The sequence below is a fragment of the Paracoccus pantotrophus genome, from assembly GCF_008824185.1.
GTDB classification, from domain to species: Bacteria; Pseudomonadota; Alphaproteobacteria; order Rhodobacterales; family Rhodobacteraceae; genus Paracoccus; species Paracoccus pantotrophus.
The window spans coordinates 1,810,732-1,828,525 of record NZ_CP044426.1; the positions used below are offsets into that span (position 1 = coordinate 1,810,732).

Annotated in this window: 12 protein-coding genes; 9 read left to right on the plus strand and 3 right to left on the minus strand. The window is 73.9% G+C overall.

Annotated features, from left to right (window positions below):
- Window positions 1-22: 22 nt before the first annotated feature.
- The 9 genes from ESD82_RS19455 to tagF are packed head-to-tail and all read left to right on the plus strand — an operon-like array spanning window position 23 to window position 12,082.
- Window positions 23-769, plus strand: coding sequence for a type VI secretion system baseplate subunit TssE (locus tag ESD82_RS19455; RefSeq protein WP_147427577.1), 747 nt, complete (start codon window positions 23-25; stop codon window positions 767-769).
- On the plus strand, window positions 769-2,631 hold the full coding sequence (tssF, locus tag ESD82_RS19460; RefSeq protein WP_147427576.1) for a type VI secretion system baseplate subunit TssF: 1,863 nt from the start codon (window positions 769-771) through the stop codon (window positions 2,629-2,631). The genes ESD82_RS19455 and tssF overlap by 1 nt, the downstream gene beginning before the upstream one ends.
- Window positions 2,595-3,632, plus strand: a complete 1,038-nt coding sequence (tssG, locus tag ESD82_RS19465; RefSeq protein WP_147427575.1) for a type VI secretion system baseplate subunit TssG — start codon at window positions 2,595-2,597, stop codon at window positions 3,630-3,632. The genes tssF and tssG overlap by 37 nt, the downstream gene beginning before the upstream one ends.
- Window positions 3,632-4,858 carry a type VI secretion system-associated FHA domain protein TagH gene (tagH, locus tag ESD82_RS19470; RefSeq protein WP_147427574.1) on the plus strand — a complete coding sequence of 409 codons (1,227 nt, stop codon included), beginning with the start codon at window positions 3,632-3,634 and terminating at the stop codon, window positions 4,856-4,858. Before tssG ends, tagH begins: the two co-directional genes overlap by 1 nt.
- Window positions 4,855-5,328, plus strand: a complete 474-nt coding sequence (gene tssJ / locus ESD82_RS19475) for a type VI secretion system lipoprotein TssJ (protein ID WP_147427573.1) — start codon at window positions 4,855-4,857, stop codon at window positions 5,326-5,328. The genes tagH and tssJ overlap by 4 nt, the downstream gene beginning before the upstream one ends.
- 11 nt (window positions 5,329-5,339) lie before the next feature.
- Window positions 5,340-6,674 (plus strand): type VI secretion system baseplate subunit TssK, encoded by a 1,335-nt coding sequence (gene tssK, locus ESD82_RS19480; protein WP_024844274.1) that lies wholly within the window; start codon window positions 5,340-5,342, stop codon window positions 6,672-6,674.
- A 9-nt stretch (window positions 6,675-6,683) separates the two neighbouring features.
- The gene (icmH, locus tag ESD82_RS19485; protein ID WP_147427572.1) at window positions 6,684-8,078 is read left to right on the plus strand and encodes a type IVB secretion system protein IcmH/DotU; all 1,395 of its coding nucleotides are present in this window, start codon (window positions 6,684-6,686) and stop codon (window positions 8,076-8,078) included.
- Window positions 8,079-11,609, plus strand: a complete 3,531-nt coding sequence (gene tssM, locus ESD82_RS19490; protein ID WP_147427571.1) for a type VI secretion system membrane subunit TssM — start codon at window positions 8,079-8,081, stop codon at window positions 11,607-11,609. It begins immediately after the preceding gene.
- A complete protein-coding gene (gene tagF, locus ESD82_RS19495; RefSeq protein ID WP_024844277.1) occupies window positions 11,591-12,082 on the plus strand; it encodes a type VI secretion system-associated protein TagF in 492 nt (163 codons plus the stop codon). The genes tssM and tagF overlap by 19 nt, the downstream gene beginning before the upstream one ends.
- On the opposite strand, the gene ESD82_RS19500 is transcribed toward tagF, so the two are convergent.
- The 3 genes from ESD82_RS19500 to ESD82_RS19510 form a co-directional block, all read right to left on the minus strand.
- Window positions 12,069-14,420, minus strand: coding sequence for a type VI secretion system Vgr family protein (locus ESD82_RS19500; protein WP_147427570.1), 2,352 nt, complete (start codon window positions 14,418-14,420; stop codon window positions 12,069-12,071). The genes tagF and ESD82_RS19500 overlap by 14 nt on opposite strands.
- Before the next feature lie 81 nt (window positions 14,421-14,501).
- Window positions 14,502-16,907, minus strand: a complete 2,406-nt coding sequence (locus tag ESD82_RS19505) for an ImcF-related family protein (RefSeq protein WP_147427569.1) — start codon at window positions 16,905-16,907, stop codon at window positions 14,502-14,504.
- The gene (locus ESD82_RS19510; protein WP_167521788.1) at window positions 16,883-17,782 is read right to left on the minus strand and encodes a M15 family metallopeptidase; all 900 of its coding nucleotides are present in this window, start codon (window positions 17,780-17,782) and stop codon (window positions 16,883-16,885) included. The genes ESD82_RS19505 and ESD82_RS19510 overlap by 25 nt, the downstream gene beginning before the upstream one ends.
- Between the last annotated feature and the right edge of the window lie 12 nt (window positions 17,783-17,794).

The following is a 17,794-nucleotide window of genomic DNA, read 5'->3' on the forward strand; positions in this document are numbered from 1 at the left end:
CCGGGATGCGCACAGGATCGCCATGGCCAGCCCCGCCCCCGACCGCCCCCCGACCGCCGTGCCCCTCCAGGCGCGGCGCGAGGCGGTGCAGCCGAGCCTGTGGGACCGGCTGATCGACGACCTGCCCGCGCTGTCGGCCGAGATCGCAAGGCGCAAGGCGGCGCTGACCGCGCGCCACGGCGCCGCAGGGCTTCGGGCGCTGCTGACCGGCCAGGGTCGGGAGGGGCTCGACCCCGAGCAGGCGCGCGACCTGGCGGCCTTGGCGCAATTGCAGGCCCGCCACGCCGCCTTGCAGGAGCGCGGCATCCGGGTCACGCCCGATGTCCTGCGCGAGGCGGTGCGCCGCGACATCGAGGATCTGTTCGGCATCGAGCGGCTGGAGGTGCGCTATCTGCTGACGCCGGCCGAGCGCCGCGCCGCGCCCCCCGGCATCGCCGGCGGCGCCGAGGATCCGGCCGAGATGCTGGCCGATTTCCCCCATGTCCGCGCCTCGGTGCTGAATTACGGCGTGCCGGCCTTTGCCGGGCGGCGCGCGGGAGATTTCGACCACGAGGCGCTGGCCCGCGAATTACGCGAGGTGCTGGCGGTGTTCGAGCCGCGCCTGCGCCGCGACACCATCCGCGTCAGGGTCGAGCCCGGCACCCGCATCGGCCTGCGCGTGCGCATCGAGGGGCTGTTGCTGATGGCCCCGGCGCCCGAGCGGCTGCGGCTGCTGACCACCATCGACCTGGACACGGGCATCGCCGCGACGGTGCTGGAGGAGGGCTGATGGACCGCGCCTTCCTTGCCGCCTACGAGGCCGAGCTGGACCATATCCGGGTGCTGGCCGGCGAATTCGCCGCCCTGCATCCCAACGTGGCGCGCAACCTGTCGCTGGACGCCGTGCCCTGCCCCGACCCCTATGTCGAGCGGCTGCTGGAGGGCGTGGCCTTCCTGGCCGCCCGCACGCGGATGAAGGTCGAGGCCGAGGGCCAGCGTTTCACCGCCGGGGTGCTGGACGCGCTCTGGCCCGACCTGGCCGCGCCGGGGCCGGCCATGGGCATCGGCGTGCTGCAACCCGGCCCGCAGGTGCAGGCCATGGCGGGCGGGCATCCGGTGCCGCGCGGCAGCCGCTTCGTCGCCGCCGCGCGCGAAGGCCTGGCCACCCGCGCCACCTATGCCACCGCGCAGGCGGTGACGCTCTGGCCGTTGGCGCTGGCGGCGGCGGATTACCTGCCCGACCGCGGCGCGCTGGCCGCCGCCGGCCTTGCCGTGCCGGGGGCCGAGGCGGGCATCCGCATCGGCCTGAACGCGACGGGTCCGGCCGCGCTGTCGGCGCTGGCGCTGGACCGGCTCGACCTGTGCTTTGCCGGCAGCGCGCGGGCGGGTCCGTTGTTCGACGCGATCTTCGGCAACGGGCTGGGGGCGCTGGCCCGGCCCGCCCGGCCGGGCGCGCAGGCGCTTCCCCTCGACTGGCCCGAACTGGTCGGCACCGGCGACGACGAGGGGCTGACCCCGCGCCTGCGCCGCAGCTTCGAGGGCTTCAGGCTGCTGCGCGACTATTTCCTGATGCCGGAACGCTTTCACTACCTGCGGCTGGACGGGCTCGCCCCCGCCGCCCGGCAATGCGGCGAGGGGGTGGCGCTGGAGCTTGCCCTGCCGCTTGCCCGCCCCGAGCCGCTGCTGGAGGGGCTGGGCCGCGACGATTTCCGGCTGTTCGCCGTGCCGCTGGTCAACCTGTTCGAGAAAGAGTGCAACTTCGTCGAACTCGACCCGCGGGCGACGGCGCATCCGGTCCATCCCGACCGCGCCCGCACCCGCGATTTCGAGGTCTATCGCCTGATCCGCGTCGCCGATGCCGACCGCGAGGGCGCGGACGGGCTGCTCTGCCCCGCCCATGCCCCCGAGGCGCCGCGCCACGCCGGCCCGGTCTGGTGGGCCGAGCGCCGCCCCCGCCGCCCGGCCACCGACGAAATCCGGCGCGGCCAGATGCGCAGCTCCTATGCCGGGCATGACCTGTGGATCTCGGTCTCGCGCGCCGCGGACTGGATGCCGCGCCGGCTGGACATCCGCGCGCTTTGCACCAATCGCGACCTGCCGATCCTGGACGACACGCCGCGGCTGACGCCCGAGGGCGGCGAGCCGGTGATGCGGGTTGACTTGGTCGGCCCGATGCGCCGGCCGCAACCGGCGCTGGCGGGCGCACCGCCGCAGGCGGGTCAGGGCGGTGCGGCGGGGCTGGACGAGCTGACCTGGCGGCTGGTGGCGCAGCTTGCCTCGGGCCATCTGTCGCTGGCCGAGGCCGGGCGCGACGGCGCGCCGCTTTGCGCGCTGCTGGCGCTTTACGCCGATCGCGGCGATCCGCAGCTTGCCCGCCACGCCCGCGCCGTCGCCGCCGTCGCCAGCCGCCCGGTGATCGCGCGGCTGGACCTGCCCGGCCCGCTGGCCTTCGGCCGCGGCACCGAGATCACGCTGGAAATCGACGAGGCGCCGCTGGCCGGGGCCAGCCGGCTGCTTCTGCCAGCGCTGCTCGACCGGCTGTTCGCCCGGCACGCCTCGGTCAACAGCTTCGTGCGCACCCGCACCCGCCTTGTGCAGAAACAGGAGGAGATGTCATGGCCGATGCGGCCCGGCCTGCGCCCCCGGATCTGACCGGGGAACCGCCCCCGCCCCCCGGCATCGAGGCCTTCGCCCTGATGCGGCGGCTGGAAGCGCCCGGCCGCCGCTTCGGCCATGCCGGCGGCCCGGACCAGGAGCCGGCGCGGCTGGGGCAAGAGATCCGGCTGGGCCCCGCCGCCTGCGAGGTCGCGCGCTTCAGCCCCGCCGAAGGCGACAGTCCCGCCCGCATCGCGCTGGAGATCACCGGGCTTTTCGGCCCCGAAGGCCCGATGCCGCTGCATCTCAGCCGCCGCATGCTGGAACGCATGTCCGAACGCTGGTTCGCCGGCTCCGCCCAGCCCGAGCCGGGGGCGGATCGCGCCTTCCTGGAGTTCTGCAACCTGCTCCAACACCGGATGATGGCGCTTTACTACCGCGCCTTTGCCGAGGCGCAGCCCGCCCTCGCCGCCGATCACGGGTGCGAGGGCAGGCTTGCGGCGATGATCGCGGCGCTGGCCGGGCTCGGCCTGCCTGGCAGCGCCGAGACGCTGGACGATCCCGCGCCCGCCCTGCGCCATGCCACCGGGCTGGCCGGCCAGGTTCGCAGCCCCGAGGTGCTGGCGGCGCTGCTGTCGGACCTGCTGGACGCGCCGGTGCGGGTGGCCGAGTTCGTGCCCTATTGGCAGGACATCCCCGCCGCCCTGGCCAGCCGCCTTGGCCGCGCCCATGCCGGGCTTGGCCGGGGTGCGATGCTGGGTCCGCGGGTCTATCAGCCGCAGGCGCGGGCCGAGATCACCGTCGGCCCGCTGCCGCTTGCGCAATACCGCCGGCTGGCCGAGGAAGGCGCGGAACGGGCGGCGCTGCGCCGCCTGCTGCGCTTTGCCATGGGCGAGGAGATCGGCTTCGACCTGCGGCTGGTGCTGGCCGCGCCCGAGGTACCGCCGCCCGCGCTGGGGCGGGGACCGGCGCTTGGCCGGACCGGCTGGCTGGGCAACGGGGCCGCGCGGGACCGCGACGACCTGCGCCTGCCCTTGGACGAAAGGCAGGCCGCCTGATGACCCTGCGCCTCACCGTCCTCACCAGCCCCGTTCCCCAGCCCCAAACCGAATTGCGGCTGGAGGGCGGCCGGGCGGTGCTGGGGCGCGAGCCGGGCTGCGACTGGCAGATCGACGATCCCGAGATGTTCGTCTCGCGCCGCCATTGCATCGTCGAGGCCACGGCCGAGGGCTGGACCGTCACCGATACCAGCTCGGGCGGGCTGTTCATCGACGCGGCGGCCGAGCCGCTGGGACCGGGCCGCAGCACCGCGCTGCGCGACGGGATGCGGTTGCGACTGGGCGACGTGACGCTGGGCGTGGCCGTCGAGGCCGGGGCGCAGGCCGCCGCGGCGGCGCCCACCGATCCGGGCATCGGCGTCGACCCGTTCTTCGCCCCCCGCGAGCCACCGCCGCCGCCGCCGCGGCCCTCGGAACTGCCCGAGCCCTTCGAGCGCACCACCGGCCGTTTCGCGCCGCCGCTGCCGCCCGCACCGCCGCCGGGCTTCGACGATCCCTTCACGCTGGACCCGCTGCCCGCCGCACCGCCTGCCGCGCCGGCCCCGCAAGGCGACGGCTGGAACTGGGGGCCATCCGGCGCGACACCGCCCCAGCCCGACCCCGCGCCCGTCGCGGCAACCCCTTCCCCCGCCCTGGCCCCGCAACCGCAGCCGCCATCCGACGCGGCCGCCGCCTTTCTGCGCGGCGCCGGGCTGGATCCGTCGGGCACCGAGGACGTGGACCTCGAGGCGCTTGGCCGGCGCTACCGCATGCTGGCCGAGGGGCTGGTCGCATTGCTGCGCGCGCGGGCCGAGGAAAAGGGCTCGCTGCGCGTCGCCCGCACCACGCTGGGCGCGGCCCAGGTCAACCCGCTGAAATTCCTGGCCATGCCCGACGAGCAGGTGGCTGCGCTGGTCGCGCCGCGCGGGGCGGGCTATCTGGAGCCCGACGCGGCCATCGCCGAGGCGTTCCGCGATCTCGCCGACCACCGGATGCGCAGCTGGCACGGCTTGCAGGCGGCGCTGCGCCGGATGATCGACCGCTTCTCGCCCGAGGCGATCGAGGCGCAGCTGGCCGATGCCGGGACGCTGCGGGCGCTGCTGGCCGGCGGGCGCTCGGCGCTGCTCTGGGACGCCTATGCCGCCCGCTGGGCCGAGATCGCCCGCGCCGCCGAAGACCGTTTCCTGGGCGAGGTCGGCGCCGAATTCCGCGATGCCTACGAAACCCCCGAGAGGAGCGAGCCATGACCACGATCTTCCCTATCCTCACGCGCCGGGCCACGCTGGCCGGGCTTGGAACGCTGGCGCTGACCGCGGCCTGCGGCGGGCCGGCCGGTCCCGGCTCGGTCAATCTGGCCATGTCGGCCTCGGCCGGGGTCAATCCCGGCCCCGACGGCAGCGACCGGCCGCTGACGCTGCATATCCTGCAATTGCGCGGCACCGCCGGCTTCGACGCCGCCGACACGCTGGCGCTGCAAGACCCCGCCGCCGCCCTGGGGGCCGACCTGGTCAAGGCGGAAACGGTCACGCTGGCCCCCGGCGGCAGCGCCGAAAAGGCGCTGGTGCTCGACCCGGCGACGACGGCGGTGGCGGTGGTCGCCGGCTATCGCGACCCGGCCGGCAAGACCACCCGCGCCAAGGCCGCCGTCTCGCCCACCGGGACCGCCAGCTTCACCGTCACCGCCGGTCCGGGCGGCGTCACCATGACCCCAGCCTGAAGGGAAAGCGCATGACCGAAGGCAGCCGCGTCGTCTGGTCCGAGGGCCTGTTCCTGCGCCCGCAGCATTTCCAGCAGCAGGACCGCCATGCCGCGGCACAGCTGCGCGCGCTGCTGCGGGCGCGGCCGCGGCAGGCCTGGGGCTTTGTCGCGCTGCGGCTGGACCCCGCGGCGCTGGAGGCCGGGCAGGTCGCCGTGGCCGAGGCCGAGGGGCTGTTCCCCGACGGCACCGGCTTTCGCATCCCGGCCGACAGCCCGCCGCCGCCGCCGGTCGCGGTCAGCCGTGCGACACCCGCCGGCGCGGTCCTTTTGGGCGTGGCGCCGCGCCAGCCCGGCACGGCGGCGGTCGATCCCGCCCATGCCGAGCCGGGCGGCGCGCGCTGGCGCGGCGAATGGGCCAGCCTGCGCGACGAGATCCGCGGCGGCGCCGAACCCGCCGAGGTCGAGATCGCCCGGCTCTCGACCCGGCTGTTCCTGCCCGGCGAGGCCACGCAGGGCGCCGTCACCCTGCCGCTGGCGGGCATCGAGGGGCTGGCCGCCGACGGCCGGGTCGCGCTGGCCGAGGGCTGGCTGCCCCCCGCCCTGACCCTGGCCGCCGTGCCCTGGTATGGCGGGCTGCTCAAGGAACTGGTCACCGGGCTCGACCGCATCATCGAGGCGCAGGGCGGCATGGTGCTGGGCGGCGCCGGCCGCTCGGTCGAGAACCTGCTGATCCTGGAACTGGCCAATGCCGCGCGGCCAAGGCTGCAACACCTGCTGGCGCAGAACCTTGCGCATCCGTCCGAGCTTTTCGCAGACCTGGCCGAGCTGGCGGGACGGATGGCGACCTATGGCTCCTCGACCCGGCGGCTGTCGCCCCTGCCGGATTACGACCATGCCGACCCGCAGCCGGGTTTCGCCGCGCTGGCCGATGCGCTGCGCTCGCTGATCCTGTCCCTGCGCCATGTCGAGCCGAAATCCCGCGCCCTGCCGGTCGCCCGCCACGCGCAGAACGTCTGGAAGGTGCGCATCGACAACCCCGAGATCCTGCAAAACAGCCGCATCGTGCTGCGCATCGGCTCCGACATGTCGGACGAGGGGCTGATGCAGCTTTTCACCCGCCAGGTCACGGTGGGCGCGGCCGAGGAGTTCGAGGCGCTGTGGACCTCGCGCCTGCCGGGCATTCCCCTGCGGCCGCTGCATTCGCAGCCGCGCGAGATCCCCTATGACGGCGACCGGCTGTGCCTGGAGCTGGACCGCAAGTCCGAGCATTGGGCGCGGCTGCAAGCCTCGCCGGGCTTCGTGCTGGGCGTGTCGGGCAAGCTGGACCGCGAGCCCGAAATCGACTGCTACGCGGTCAGCAGATAGGGGCGGGGAATGGGCGACCAGAACGATCCATTCGGCCTTGGCGACCCCGGTCGCACCCGGATCCGACCGCTGGGCGCGGGCCGGCCGCAATCCCTGCCCGATCCGCCCGGCCCCGGTCCCGCGCCGCCACGCCCCACTTGGCAGGCCGCCCCCGATCCCGCCGCGCCCGAGGCCGCGCCCCATGCCCGGCGCGGGCGGGCGCATGCCAACCCGCTGGTCGCCGCCCATGCCACGCTGCTGGAACTGGCGCCCGAGCTTGAGCGCGCCAATCCCCCCGCCCGCCCCGAGGCGCTGCGCGCGCGGCTGCAATCGGTGCTGGTCGAGGGGCGCGACGCCTCGGTCGCCGCCGGCGTGCCGCTGAGCCGGGCCGACCAGGGCGCCTGGTTCGTCGCCGCCCTGCTGGACGACCTGGCGCTGAACACGCCCTGGGGCGGGCAAAGCGACTGGCCCCGGCAGCCCTTGGTCACGCAGATGACCGGCGAGGTCGATGCCGGCACCCGCTTCTTCGACCGGCTGGACGCGCTGATGCGCAACCCGGCCGGCGAGCGCGACCTGCTGGAACTGGCCTGGCTGTGCCTCTGCCTGGGCTTTCGCGGCAAGTATCGCGTGCAGGGCGGCGCCGGCGAAGGCGCGCTGGTGGCGCTGCGCGCGCAGATTGCCCGGCTGTTGCGCGACCCGGAACGCGAGGCCATGCCGCTGGCCCCGCACGGCGCCGGGGTGATCGCGCCCGACACGCCGCGCCGTTTCGCCGTGCCGCTGTGGACGCTGTGGCTGGGCGCGCTGGGGCTGGTCCTGGCGATCCACACGGGCCTCTCCATGCACCTTTCGGGCAAGGCGGAAAGCCTGTTCACCCAGGCCGCCGGCCTGCCGCCGGCCGAACGCGCCGCGATCTTCAGGCCCGTGCGCCAGACCGTCGAGCCGGCCCCGGAACTGCCGGCCACCGTGATCGACCCGCTGCTGCCCGCCTTCCAGGCCGCCCTGCCCGCCGCCCTGCGCCCGGCCATGAAGGGGCGCGAAACCTCGGGCCTCGTGGTGCTGGTGGTGCAGGCCAGCAATCCCGAGGTGTTCCGCTCGGCCAAGGCCAGCCTGAACCCCGCCTATCAGCCGCTGGTCGAGGCGATCGGCAAGACCGTCGTGGCCAACGCGCATCGCATCGGCGCGGTCGCGGTCAGCGGCCATACCGACAACGTGCCGGTGCAGCGCAGCAATCCCTTTGCCTCGAACCAGGGCCTGTCCGAGGCGCGGGCCGAGACCGTGGCGCAGGCGCTGGCGGCGGCCGGCGTGCCCGCCGAGCTCATCAGCGCCGAGGGCCGCGCCGACAGCCAGCCGGTGGCCGACAACGCCACCCGCGACGGCCGCGCCCAGAACCGCCGGATCGAGATCCGCATCGAGAAGAGGCAATAGATGCGCGTGCTCAAGGCCATGTTCCGGTTCCTCCTGTCCCGCGGCTTCTGGACCTTCGTCGGGCTGGCGCTGCTGGCGGCGGCGATCTGGTTCTATGGCCCGCTGGTCTCGGTCGGCGAGGCCGCGCCCCTGGAAAGCGCCGAGATCCGCGCGATCTGCCTGGGCGCCATCCTGGTGTTGTGGCTGCTGATCCTGCTGCTGGGCCAGATCCGCGCCGCGCGGCGCAACCGCATGTTCGTCACCGAACTGGCCGCGCCGCCGCCCCTGCCCGACGCGCCCGATGCCGCGGCCGAGATCGGCGGCAAGTTCCAGGAGATCCTGGCGACGCTGGCGCGCTCGCGACTGGGCAAGCGGCGCTTTCTGCGCGAGATGCCCTGGTATGTCATCATCGGCCCGCCAGGCACCGGCAAGACCACGGCGCTGCGCCAGTCGGGGCTGAATTTTCCCATCGCGCTGAACGACGACCTGAAGGGCGTCGGCGGCACCCGCAATTGCGACTGGTTCTTTACCGAAACCGCCGTGCTGGTCGACACCGCCGGCCGCTATACCGACCAGTCCAGCGAGCCCGAGCGCGACGCGGCGGAATGGGCCGGCTTTCTCGACCTGCTCAAGAAGCATCGCGGCCGGCGGGCGCTGAACGGGGTGATCGTGGCCTTGTCGCTGGACGAATTGCTGGGCCCCGAGGACGCGCTGCGCCGCCACGCGCGCGAGATCCGCAAGCGCCTGACCGAGATCGCCGAGCGGCTGGAGATGCAGTTGCCGGTCTATCTGATGCTCACCAAGGCCGACCGGCTGCCGGGCTTCGAGGCGTTCTTCGGCGCGCTGACCTCGGCCCAGCGGGCGCAGGTCTGGGGCGCGACCCTGCCGGTCGATGCCCTGCCCGAGCCCGAGGCGATCACCCGCGAGTTCCGCAGCCTCGCCGCCGTGCTGGAGGGCCGGCTGGACGCACGGCTGGCCGAGGATGCCGACCTGCCGCAGCGCGCCGCGATCTTCCGCTTTCCGGCCGAATTCGAGCGGCTGGAACCGCCGCTGCGGCTGCTGATCGACACCGCCTTCGGCGAAAGCCGCTATGAGCAGACCCCCTGGCTGCGCGGCTTCTACCTGACCTCGGCCACGCAGGAGGGCTCGCCGCTGGACCGAATGCTGGCCGGGATGGCGGCGGGCTTTGGCCTGGCGCCCGCGGCGGCGCCGCATCGGATGATGGGCGAGCGGCGGTCCTTCTTCCTGCACGACCTGCTGGCCGGGGTGATCTTCGGCGAGGCAGGCTTGGGCCTGTTCGACCCGCGCGCCGAGGAGCGCCGGACATGGCTCTGGCGCGGCTCGGCGGCGGCGGCGGCGCTGCTGGTGCTGCTGGCGGGCCTGGGGTTCCTGTTCAACACCATGCGCCAGTCCGGCGCGGTCGCGGATCAACAGCGCCTGCTGGCTGACCTGTCGGGGCGGCTGGCCAACGCCGCCTCGCGCCAGGCGCCGACCGAGCCCCTGGACCTGCCCGTCGCGCTGGATGCCATGACCGAGATCGAGGCGGCGCGGACGCCGGTGCCCGGCGGACCCTTGGCGCTGATCGGCCCCTCGGCCGCGGCCGAGATCGAGGGCGCGGCCCGGCTGGCCCGCGAACGCGGGCTGCGCAACCTGCTGGAGCCGCGCATGGTCGCCTTTCTGGAAGCGACGATGTGGCGGCAGATCCGCGACCCGGATTTCCTGCTGGGCGCGCTGAAGGCCTATCAGATGCTGACCGGGCTTGGCCCCTATGACCGGGCCTGGCTCGCGGAATGGTGGCAGGAGGTGCTGCCCGCCTTTGCCGCCGAGACCCCCTTCCCGACCGAGGCGGCGCGCGCCTGGCAACTTGCCGCGCTGGACCGGCTGGGCGGCGACGAAAGCCGCATCCAGGCCGATCCGCAACTGGTCGAGGCCGCCTTGCAGGCGATCTGCACCGTGCCCTTGTCGCTGCGCAGCTATCGCGCGCTGATGTCCGAGCCCGAGATCGCCACCCTGCCCGACTGGATCCCGGCGGAAAAGGCCGGGCCTTTGGCGGGGCAGGTTCTGACGCGGCTGTCGGGCCAGACCCTGCGCCAGGGCATTCCCGGCGCCTTCACCTGGCAGGGCTTTCACGGCACGGTGCTGCCGATGCTGCCCAGCATGGCCGAGGCGGCGCTGAACGACCGCAAGGTCTTTGCCGGCGGCTGTGCGGAAAGCGCCGATGCCTCGGCCGCCTCGTTGCAGGCCGACATGATGAAGCTTTACCAGGACGATTTCATCAACGCCTGGGAAGGCTTCCTGCGCGACGTGCGGCTGGCGCCGATCCCCGACCTGGCCACCGCCACCGCGAACCTGAAAGACCTTGCCAGTCCCGACAGCACGCTCAAGCGGCTGCTGAACGCCGTCGTCGCCGAAACCGACCTGGCGCGCCCGCCCGAACAGGGCGACAGCCCCGAGATCAATCCCGGCGTGCTGAAGAAGGTGGCCGGCAAGCTGGGCCTTGGCGCCGCGGCGCGGATCGGCACCAAGGTCGCCGCCGCCGCCCGCCGTCCGGGCGAGCCCGAGCCGCCACCGCCCGGCGCCGAGATCGCCCGGCATTTCGCGCCCCTCAAGGCCATCGTCGCCGAGGTGGACGGCAAGCCGCCGCTGATCCTGGATGCCGAGACCGCGCTGGGGGCGCTGTCCAAGGAGCTTTTGACCGTGCAGGCCAGCCCCGATCCGCAGGCGGCGCTGCTGTCGCGCGGCGGGCTGCCGCAGCTGACGGGCGACCTGCGCAATGTCGCGGCCACCCTGCCCGACCCGGTCAACGCCTGGCTGGGCGCCATCGCCGGCGACACGATCAGCGTCACGCGCGAGGCGATCCTCGCGCAGCTCAACGCGCGCTGGCGGGCGGATGTGCTGCCCTTCTGCCGCGCGGCGACGGGCGGGCGCTATCCCTTCGTCGCGGATTCGGCCATCGACGTGACGGTCAGCGACTTCCAGCAGCTTTTCGGCCCCGGCGGCCGCTTCGACGCCTTCTCCAACGAGACGCTGACGCCCTATGTCGACACCAGCGCCCGGCCCTGGCGCTGGCGGGCCGACCTGGGGCTGGACGCGCGAACGCTGGCGCCGTTCGAACAGGCCCGCGCCATCCGCGACGCGCTGTTTCCGGGTGGCGCCGGGCCGGTCATGGCATTCACGCTGGAGCCGAAGGATCTGACCCCGAATGCCGCGCGGGTGACACTGAACGTCGACGGGCAGAGCCTGGTCTATTTCAATGCCGCCTCCCGGCCGATGCCGATGACCTGGCCGGGCAAGGACGGCACCAACCTGATCTCGCTGAGCTTCACCCCTGTCGATGGCACGGGCGAGGCGATCAGCACCGAGACCGGCGCCTGGGCCTGGCTGCGGCTGGTGCGCAAGGCCGGGCTGTCGCCCACCGCGCTGCCCGAGGTCTTTGGCCTGCGGCTGGGCATCGGCCCCTATGCCGCCCGGTTCGAGCTGCGCGCGGCCTCGGTCGAGAATCCCTTCGACCTGAGCATGTTCGGCGCCTTCCGATGCCCGGAAGCGTTCTGAGCGCGCAGGCGGGCTTCTGGGGCAAGCTGCCGGCGCGCGGCGATTTCGTCGGCCGCGGGTTGCCCGAGCCGTTCCGCCGCCGCTGGGACCGCTGGGCCGCGGCGCATCTGGCCAGGCGCGAGGACTGGCCGGAGGGCGGGCTGCGGCTGCGCATCGCCTCGGGCGGGCGGGCGGCGGCGGGGCTGGTGCTGCCTTCGGCCGATGCGGTGGGGCGGCGCTTTCCGCTGGCGCTGTTCCTGCTGGCCGACAGCCTGCCCGGACCCGAGGCGCTGGAGCCCTGGTGCGAGGCCGCGCTGCAAGCCGCCGCCGAGCCCGATCCCGATGCGCTGTGGCAGGCGCTGGCGGCCCTGCCCGCGCCGGCGGGCAAGGCCGAGGCACCGCCGCTGCTGCTGTGGCAACGCGGGCATCCGGCGCTGGCCGCCGATCCCGAGGCGCCGGGGCCTGCGCTGGCAGCGCTCTTCAGTTCAGGTTGACCTTGGAGCCCTTGATCGAGGTCTCGCCCGAGGCCTTCACGTCGATCTTGCCCGAGCCCTTGATCGTGATGTCCTTGCCCTCGATGGTGATGGTGCCGTCCTTCTTCATCACGATGGCGGCCGAGCCGCAGGTCAGCGCGATCGAATCCGCCGCCACGATGGCCAGCGCCGCGCCCACGTCCAGCCCCATCTTGCCGGCGACCTTGTGCAATTCATCCGCACCGACCGTGGTGGCCCGCTTGCCGGCAACGTCCAGCGTCGAATCGCCGCCGACCTTCTCGGCCCGGTTGCCGCCCGCCTTGTGGCTGCGGTTGCCGCCGACCTCGACGGTCTCGTTCCCCGCCACGTTGGTCGAGCGGTTGCCGCCTACCTTCCAGCCGTCGTCCGAGGAGATCGCGTGGTTCTGCCCGGCCAGCACCGTCACGCCGCGCGCACCGACAATGGTATTGGTCTGCGCCGCCCCGACATTGCGCGTCTCGGTCGCGGCCACGCTGTCCACCCGCGCCGCCTTGACGGTGATGGTCTGGATGCCGCCGACGGTCTGGCTATGCGCGCCGTCGATGGTCTCGGTGGAGCTGGCGGCGACATGGATCGTCTCGGTCGCGCCCACGTCCAGGCTGCGATGGCCGCCGACCTTTTCCGTATCGTCCACCCCGATCGAGACCTGGCGGTTCGCGCCGATGGTGGTGAACTTGTCGTTGCCAACGCTTTCGCGGCGGTCGTTGCCGATGGACTGGGTGGCGTCGTTGCCGACATCCTCGACCCAGTCATGGCCGATGCGGCGGGTCTCGTCGTTCTTGATCAGCTCGTTATGGTCCTTCTGCGCCTGGAAATACACCTCCTCGGCGCCGGCCTTGTCCTCGAAGCGCAACTCGTTCCAGCCGCCGCCGCCGGGCGAGCTGTTGGATTTCCAGCCCGATTGCGTGGCATTGCCGGGCAGGCCATAGGGCGGCACCTGCTCGGCATTGTAGACCCGGCCGGTGATGATCGGCCGGTCGGCATCGCCGTCCAGGAAATCGACGATCACCTCCTGCCCGATGCGGGGGATCTGGATGAAGCCCCAGCCCGCCCCGGCCCAGGCCTGGCTGACGCGCACGAAGCAGCTGGAATGCGCGTCGCGCCGGCCCTTGCGGTCCCAGAAGAACTGCACCTTCACCCGCGCATGTTCGTCGGTATAGATCTCGGCCCCCGCGGGGCCCACCACCACGGCGGTCTGCGGCCCGCGCATCGGCCGGCGCGGCGTGCGGCGCTCGGGGCGGAAGGGGATGCGCGCCGGGGCGCAGACCAGCCGGACGTGATAGCCCAAGGGGTCGCGCCCCTCCTGCCCGGCGCGCTGGCCGGCGCGGACCTGGTCGTCCCACATGCGATAGCGGGCGGACAGCACCAGATGGCGGTCGTTTTCCGCCTCGCGCGGGAAACCCGCCAGCGTGAAGCTGCGCCCCGGCCCCAGCGGCCGGGCGGTGCCCTCGGCCGCGACGCGCTCGAAGGCGGCCTGCGCCTCTTCCAGCCGGATGCCGGCCAGCCGCTCGCCGCGCCCCAGGTCCAGGTGCCGGCCGGGATAAAGGTAAGCCTCGCGCCGGTCGCCGGCATGGCCCTCGGGCCGGCTTGCCGTCGCCATCAGGTCCGAGGAGGGTTTCAGGAAATCGTAATCGGTCTGCGCGAAAGCCCCGATGCGCATCGCGGCGCGCGGCACCCAGCCGGTCAGGTAATCGCCCTCGCGCGGGGCGCTGGGGCTGTCGGGCTCATAGGCGATCTCCTCGGCGCCCGGCGCGGGCTTCATCGCCGCATTGGCATCGGCCAGCACGGTGACATGGCCATCCTCGCCATGCTCGAAGAAATAGAAGATTCCCTCCTCCTCCATCAGCCGCTGGAGGAAGTCGAGGTCGCTTTCCTCGAACTGGACGCAATAGTCGCGGGGCGGGTAGCTGCCCTCCAGCCGCTTGTCCAGCACCACGTCGGGATAGGCGCGCAGCACCTCCTCGATGATGTCGGGCACCGAGAGGTTCTGGAAGATGCGGTTGTCGGTCGCCAGGCTTGCGAACCACAGCGCCGGGCGCAGAAGCAGCCGGTAGAAGGCGAAATCGTCGCGGATCTCGGCCAGGCCAAACTCGGCGACATGGCCGTCGAAATGCCGCGGCTCGCTGTCCTCGGGCCCCTTGACGGCGATGGTGGCGCGGGTGCCCAGCACGTCGGCCGCCTTCACGTCCAGCGTCTTGGCCGACAGGCGCAGCTCGAAGGCGAAGGGGGCCGAGACCTGTTCCTCGCCCTCCATGCGCTCGAAGGTGACGGGCTCGCCGATGGCGGGGATGGCGACGGTGATCTCGCGGGCGGATGACATGCTGACCTCCTGCCTCCGGGGCCGATGCGCCGGCCGGATACCGGTTTCAGTATGACGCAAGCCGGGCGGATTGGCGAATGATTACAGCACTTGCGGGCAGGCCAGCCCCGCCAGCAGGCGCCGGGCCGACAGCGGGTTCAGCGGCCGGTCGAACCCCATCTCCAGGAACAGCCGCGCGCCTTCGGTGCGCAGGTCGATCAGGAAGCGCCGGCCGCCGTCGCGTTCGCGCAGCCGCAGGGGCGCCAGCAGGCGCATCAGCCCCCAGGGGCCGGGCTGCTGCAATCGCGCCGCGCCCTCGGGCGTGGCAAAGCTGACCTCGATCCCGGCGGCGGGGTCGGCGCCCGGCCAGTCCAGCGCCACCGCGTCCCCCGCCGCGCCCACCGGCCCGCCATGGCCGCCGATCAGCAGCGTGGCCCGGCCGCGTTCGGCCAGGGCGGCGGCCGAGATGCGCAGCCCCGGCGCCAGCGCCGCCCCCGCCGTCAGCGCGCGTTGCAGAAAGGCGGCGCTGTCGGGGCTGAGCCCGGCAAAGCGCGCCTCGGGCTTCCAGCGCCAGGGATCGGTCTCGCGGTCCAGCAAGGTGGCGGCGCGGGCGCCGAGGAAACGGTCCATCGCACCGCCCGGCCCGATCAGGGCGGCGACCGCGGCCGGATCGGCATCGGGGCCCTGGGCAAAGGGAAAGCGCCCGGCCAGGGCGGGGGCGCAAAGCGGCAGCACCTCGGCCTGCCAGGCGCGGGTCAGCGGGTTGGTCAGGTCGCTGGCCTCGGCCGCGCCGCTTTCGGCCAGCGTGTCCTCGACCAGCCGGCCGATCAGCGGCGGCGCGTCGCGCAGCGCCCGGACCGTGCGCGCCCGCGCCTGCACGCCAAGCAGCCGGCGCTGCGCATCCGCCGCATCCGCGTCCATGGCCCCCAGCGCCACGTTCAGTTCGGCAAACAGCGCCGCGATCTGGGCGATGCGGCCGCTTTCGACATATTGGATCTCGGGGCCGAAGCGGACGGCGACGGCCAGTTGCAGCGCGTGCGGGCGGCTGCGGTCGGTGCCGCCGGCCTGGCGCCAGACCTCGGCGATCAGCGCCGCCAGGGGCGAATCCGGCCGCGACAGCGCCCCCGAGACCAGCACCGCCCGCCGCCGGTCGTCGAAGGAACGCAGCCGCAGGTCGCCCAGCCAATCCTGCCAATGCTGCAAGGTCGCCCCCTGCAGCAGCGCCATCACCCGGTCCGGGCTGTCGTTCCGCTGGGCCGGGGCTTGCGCAAGCAGCGCCGCGCCGGCCTGCCTGGCGGCCTCGACCGCCAGGCCGGCGCCGCGCGTCCGCGCCATGTCCCAGCCGGCGGCGGTGTAAAGCCCCGGCAGCGGCCGATCCAGCGGCAGGCCCGAGCGGCGCTCGGCGATGTCCGCCAGCACCGGCAGCGCCTGCGAGGGGCGCCAGGGCGGCAGCGCCGCCGCCTCGGCCGAGCGGCGCAGTTCCAGAAAGGCGCGCTCGGGCTCGGGCGCCTCGGCGGCCAGGACGCGGGCCTGCGCCAGCAATTCGGCATCGGGCGGCGCGACCGGGGTGCCGGGACGGCGCGGCAGGGCCAGCAGATGCGGGGCAAGGCCGGTCAGGGCGGGATCGGCACCGGCGCGATCCTCGGCCCAGCCGGCCAGCCAGGCGGGCTGCCATGCCGCCGCGCCCGACAGCACCGACCAGGCGCGCAGCGTGTCATAGGCGGCCGCGGGCTCGCCCTCGCCGGCCAGGGCGGCGTCGATGGCGCGGGCCAGGGCAGGCGGCAAGTGGCGGGCACGCGCCTCGGCCAGCGCCGCCGCCGCGCGGCGGGCCGCATCGCGCCCGGTCAGCCAGCCCAAGGGCCGCACCCGCACCCGCGCCATGCCCGCCGCCACCTGCGCCTCGGCCCGCTGCAACCGGTCGAGCCGCGCGCCCAGATCGGCAAAGGGCGCAGCGCGGTCCAGCCCCGCCGCCACCGCCTCGGCCTGGAACAGCCGGTCGAGCGCCCGGCTTTGCCCGGTCTCGACCCACAGCGCCCAGGCCATGGCGGCCAGCAGCCAGGCCGCCGCCAGCACCGCCAGCATGGCGCCCCAGCCCGCCGGCCGGCTGCGGTCCAGCGCCTGCCGCCGCGCCTCGGTCCGGGCCAGGCAATCGTCCACCAGGGCGCGCACCGGGTCCAGTTCCGCCCCGCCGCGGCGCAGCGCCTCGGCCAGGCTGGCGCCGTCCAGGACGCCAAGGCCGCGCGCCGCGCCCTGCCAGCCCGGCAGCGCCGGATTGGCCGCGCCCGAATCCTGCACGAGCAGCGCCAGCGCCGCCCGCGCCGCCGCCACGGCCTGCGGCGACAGGCCCGCCCGCAGCGCCTCGGTCTCGAAACGGTCCAGCAGCACCCGCGCATGGCCGGCCAGCGCCGCCATGTCCTCGGCCACCCAGGGCAGGCGGTCGGCATAGGCCAGCACCGGCCGGGCCAGCCGTTCGGCGGCGGCGGTCAGAGCTTCCCCTCGGCCTGCCATTTGCGCAGCGTCTCCTCGCCGATCTCGAAATGCATCGAATCCTCGCGGCTGTTATAGGCGGCGCCCCAGAACCAGCCCTCCTCGTTGAAATATTCGGCCAGGATCAGCAGCCCGAACTGCGTCGCGCCATCGGCAAAGGGGTCGAGCTGCCCTTCCAGCGTCAGGTCGATGGCCGTGCCCCAGGAATGGTTCGAGATCGACCGGGTCGAGCCGCGGATCAGCCGCGCGCACAGCCCGCCGGCCGTGCCCAGCTTGGCATGGATGTCGGGATCGCTCTGCTCCAGCCGCTCCAGCACCCGCGCCAGGCTGTCGAGCGCGGGCTTGAGCATGGTCACGGTGATCGGCCCGACCTTGCGCGTCTCGAGCAGCGCCCGCAGCCGGGGATTGGTCACCGGCTGGCAATCGGTGTTGTAGCTGTCGCGCGGCTGCCCCAGGATCGCCAGCATGGTCGCGTTGCGCGGCTGGGTGATGCCCTTGTTGAAGCGCGACTTGGCCAGCCGCATCTGCTCGGTCAGCGCCTCGGTCGGCGGCGGGCTTTCGAAATCCTCGCCGCCCAGGTCCGCCGGAGGGGCAAGCTGAAGCTGCGGCGCGACCGGGGCACGGTTCGCCACCAGGCTCAGGTCGTCGCGCAGCTGCGCCAGGTCCGCGCGCAACCCCTGGCGTTCGACCCGCGCCTCGGCCAGCGCCTCGCGCAGCAGGGCGAGTTCCGCCTCTTGCCGGGACAGGCGCAGCTCGGTCGCCTGGTCGGCGCTGTCGAGAAACCAGGTCGTGACCGCAAAGGCGATGGCGCCGATCACCACGCCGATCGCCACGATGATCGGCGCGGCCAGGCTGCCCGCCGGCCGCGGCGCGCGGGACAGGCTGCGCCCCGGCATCGCGCTGCGCGC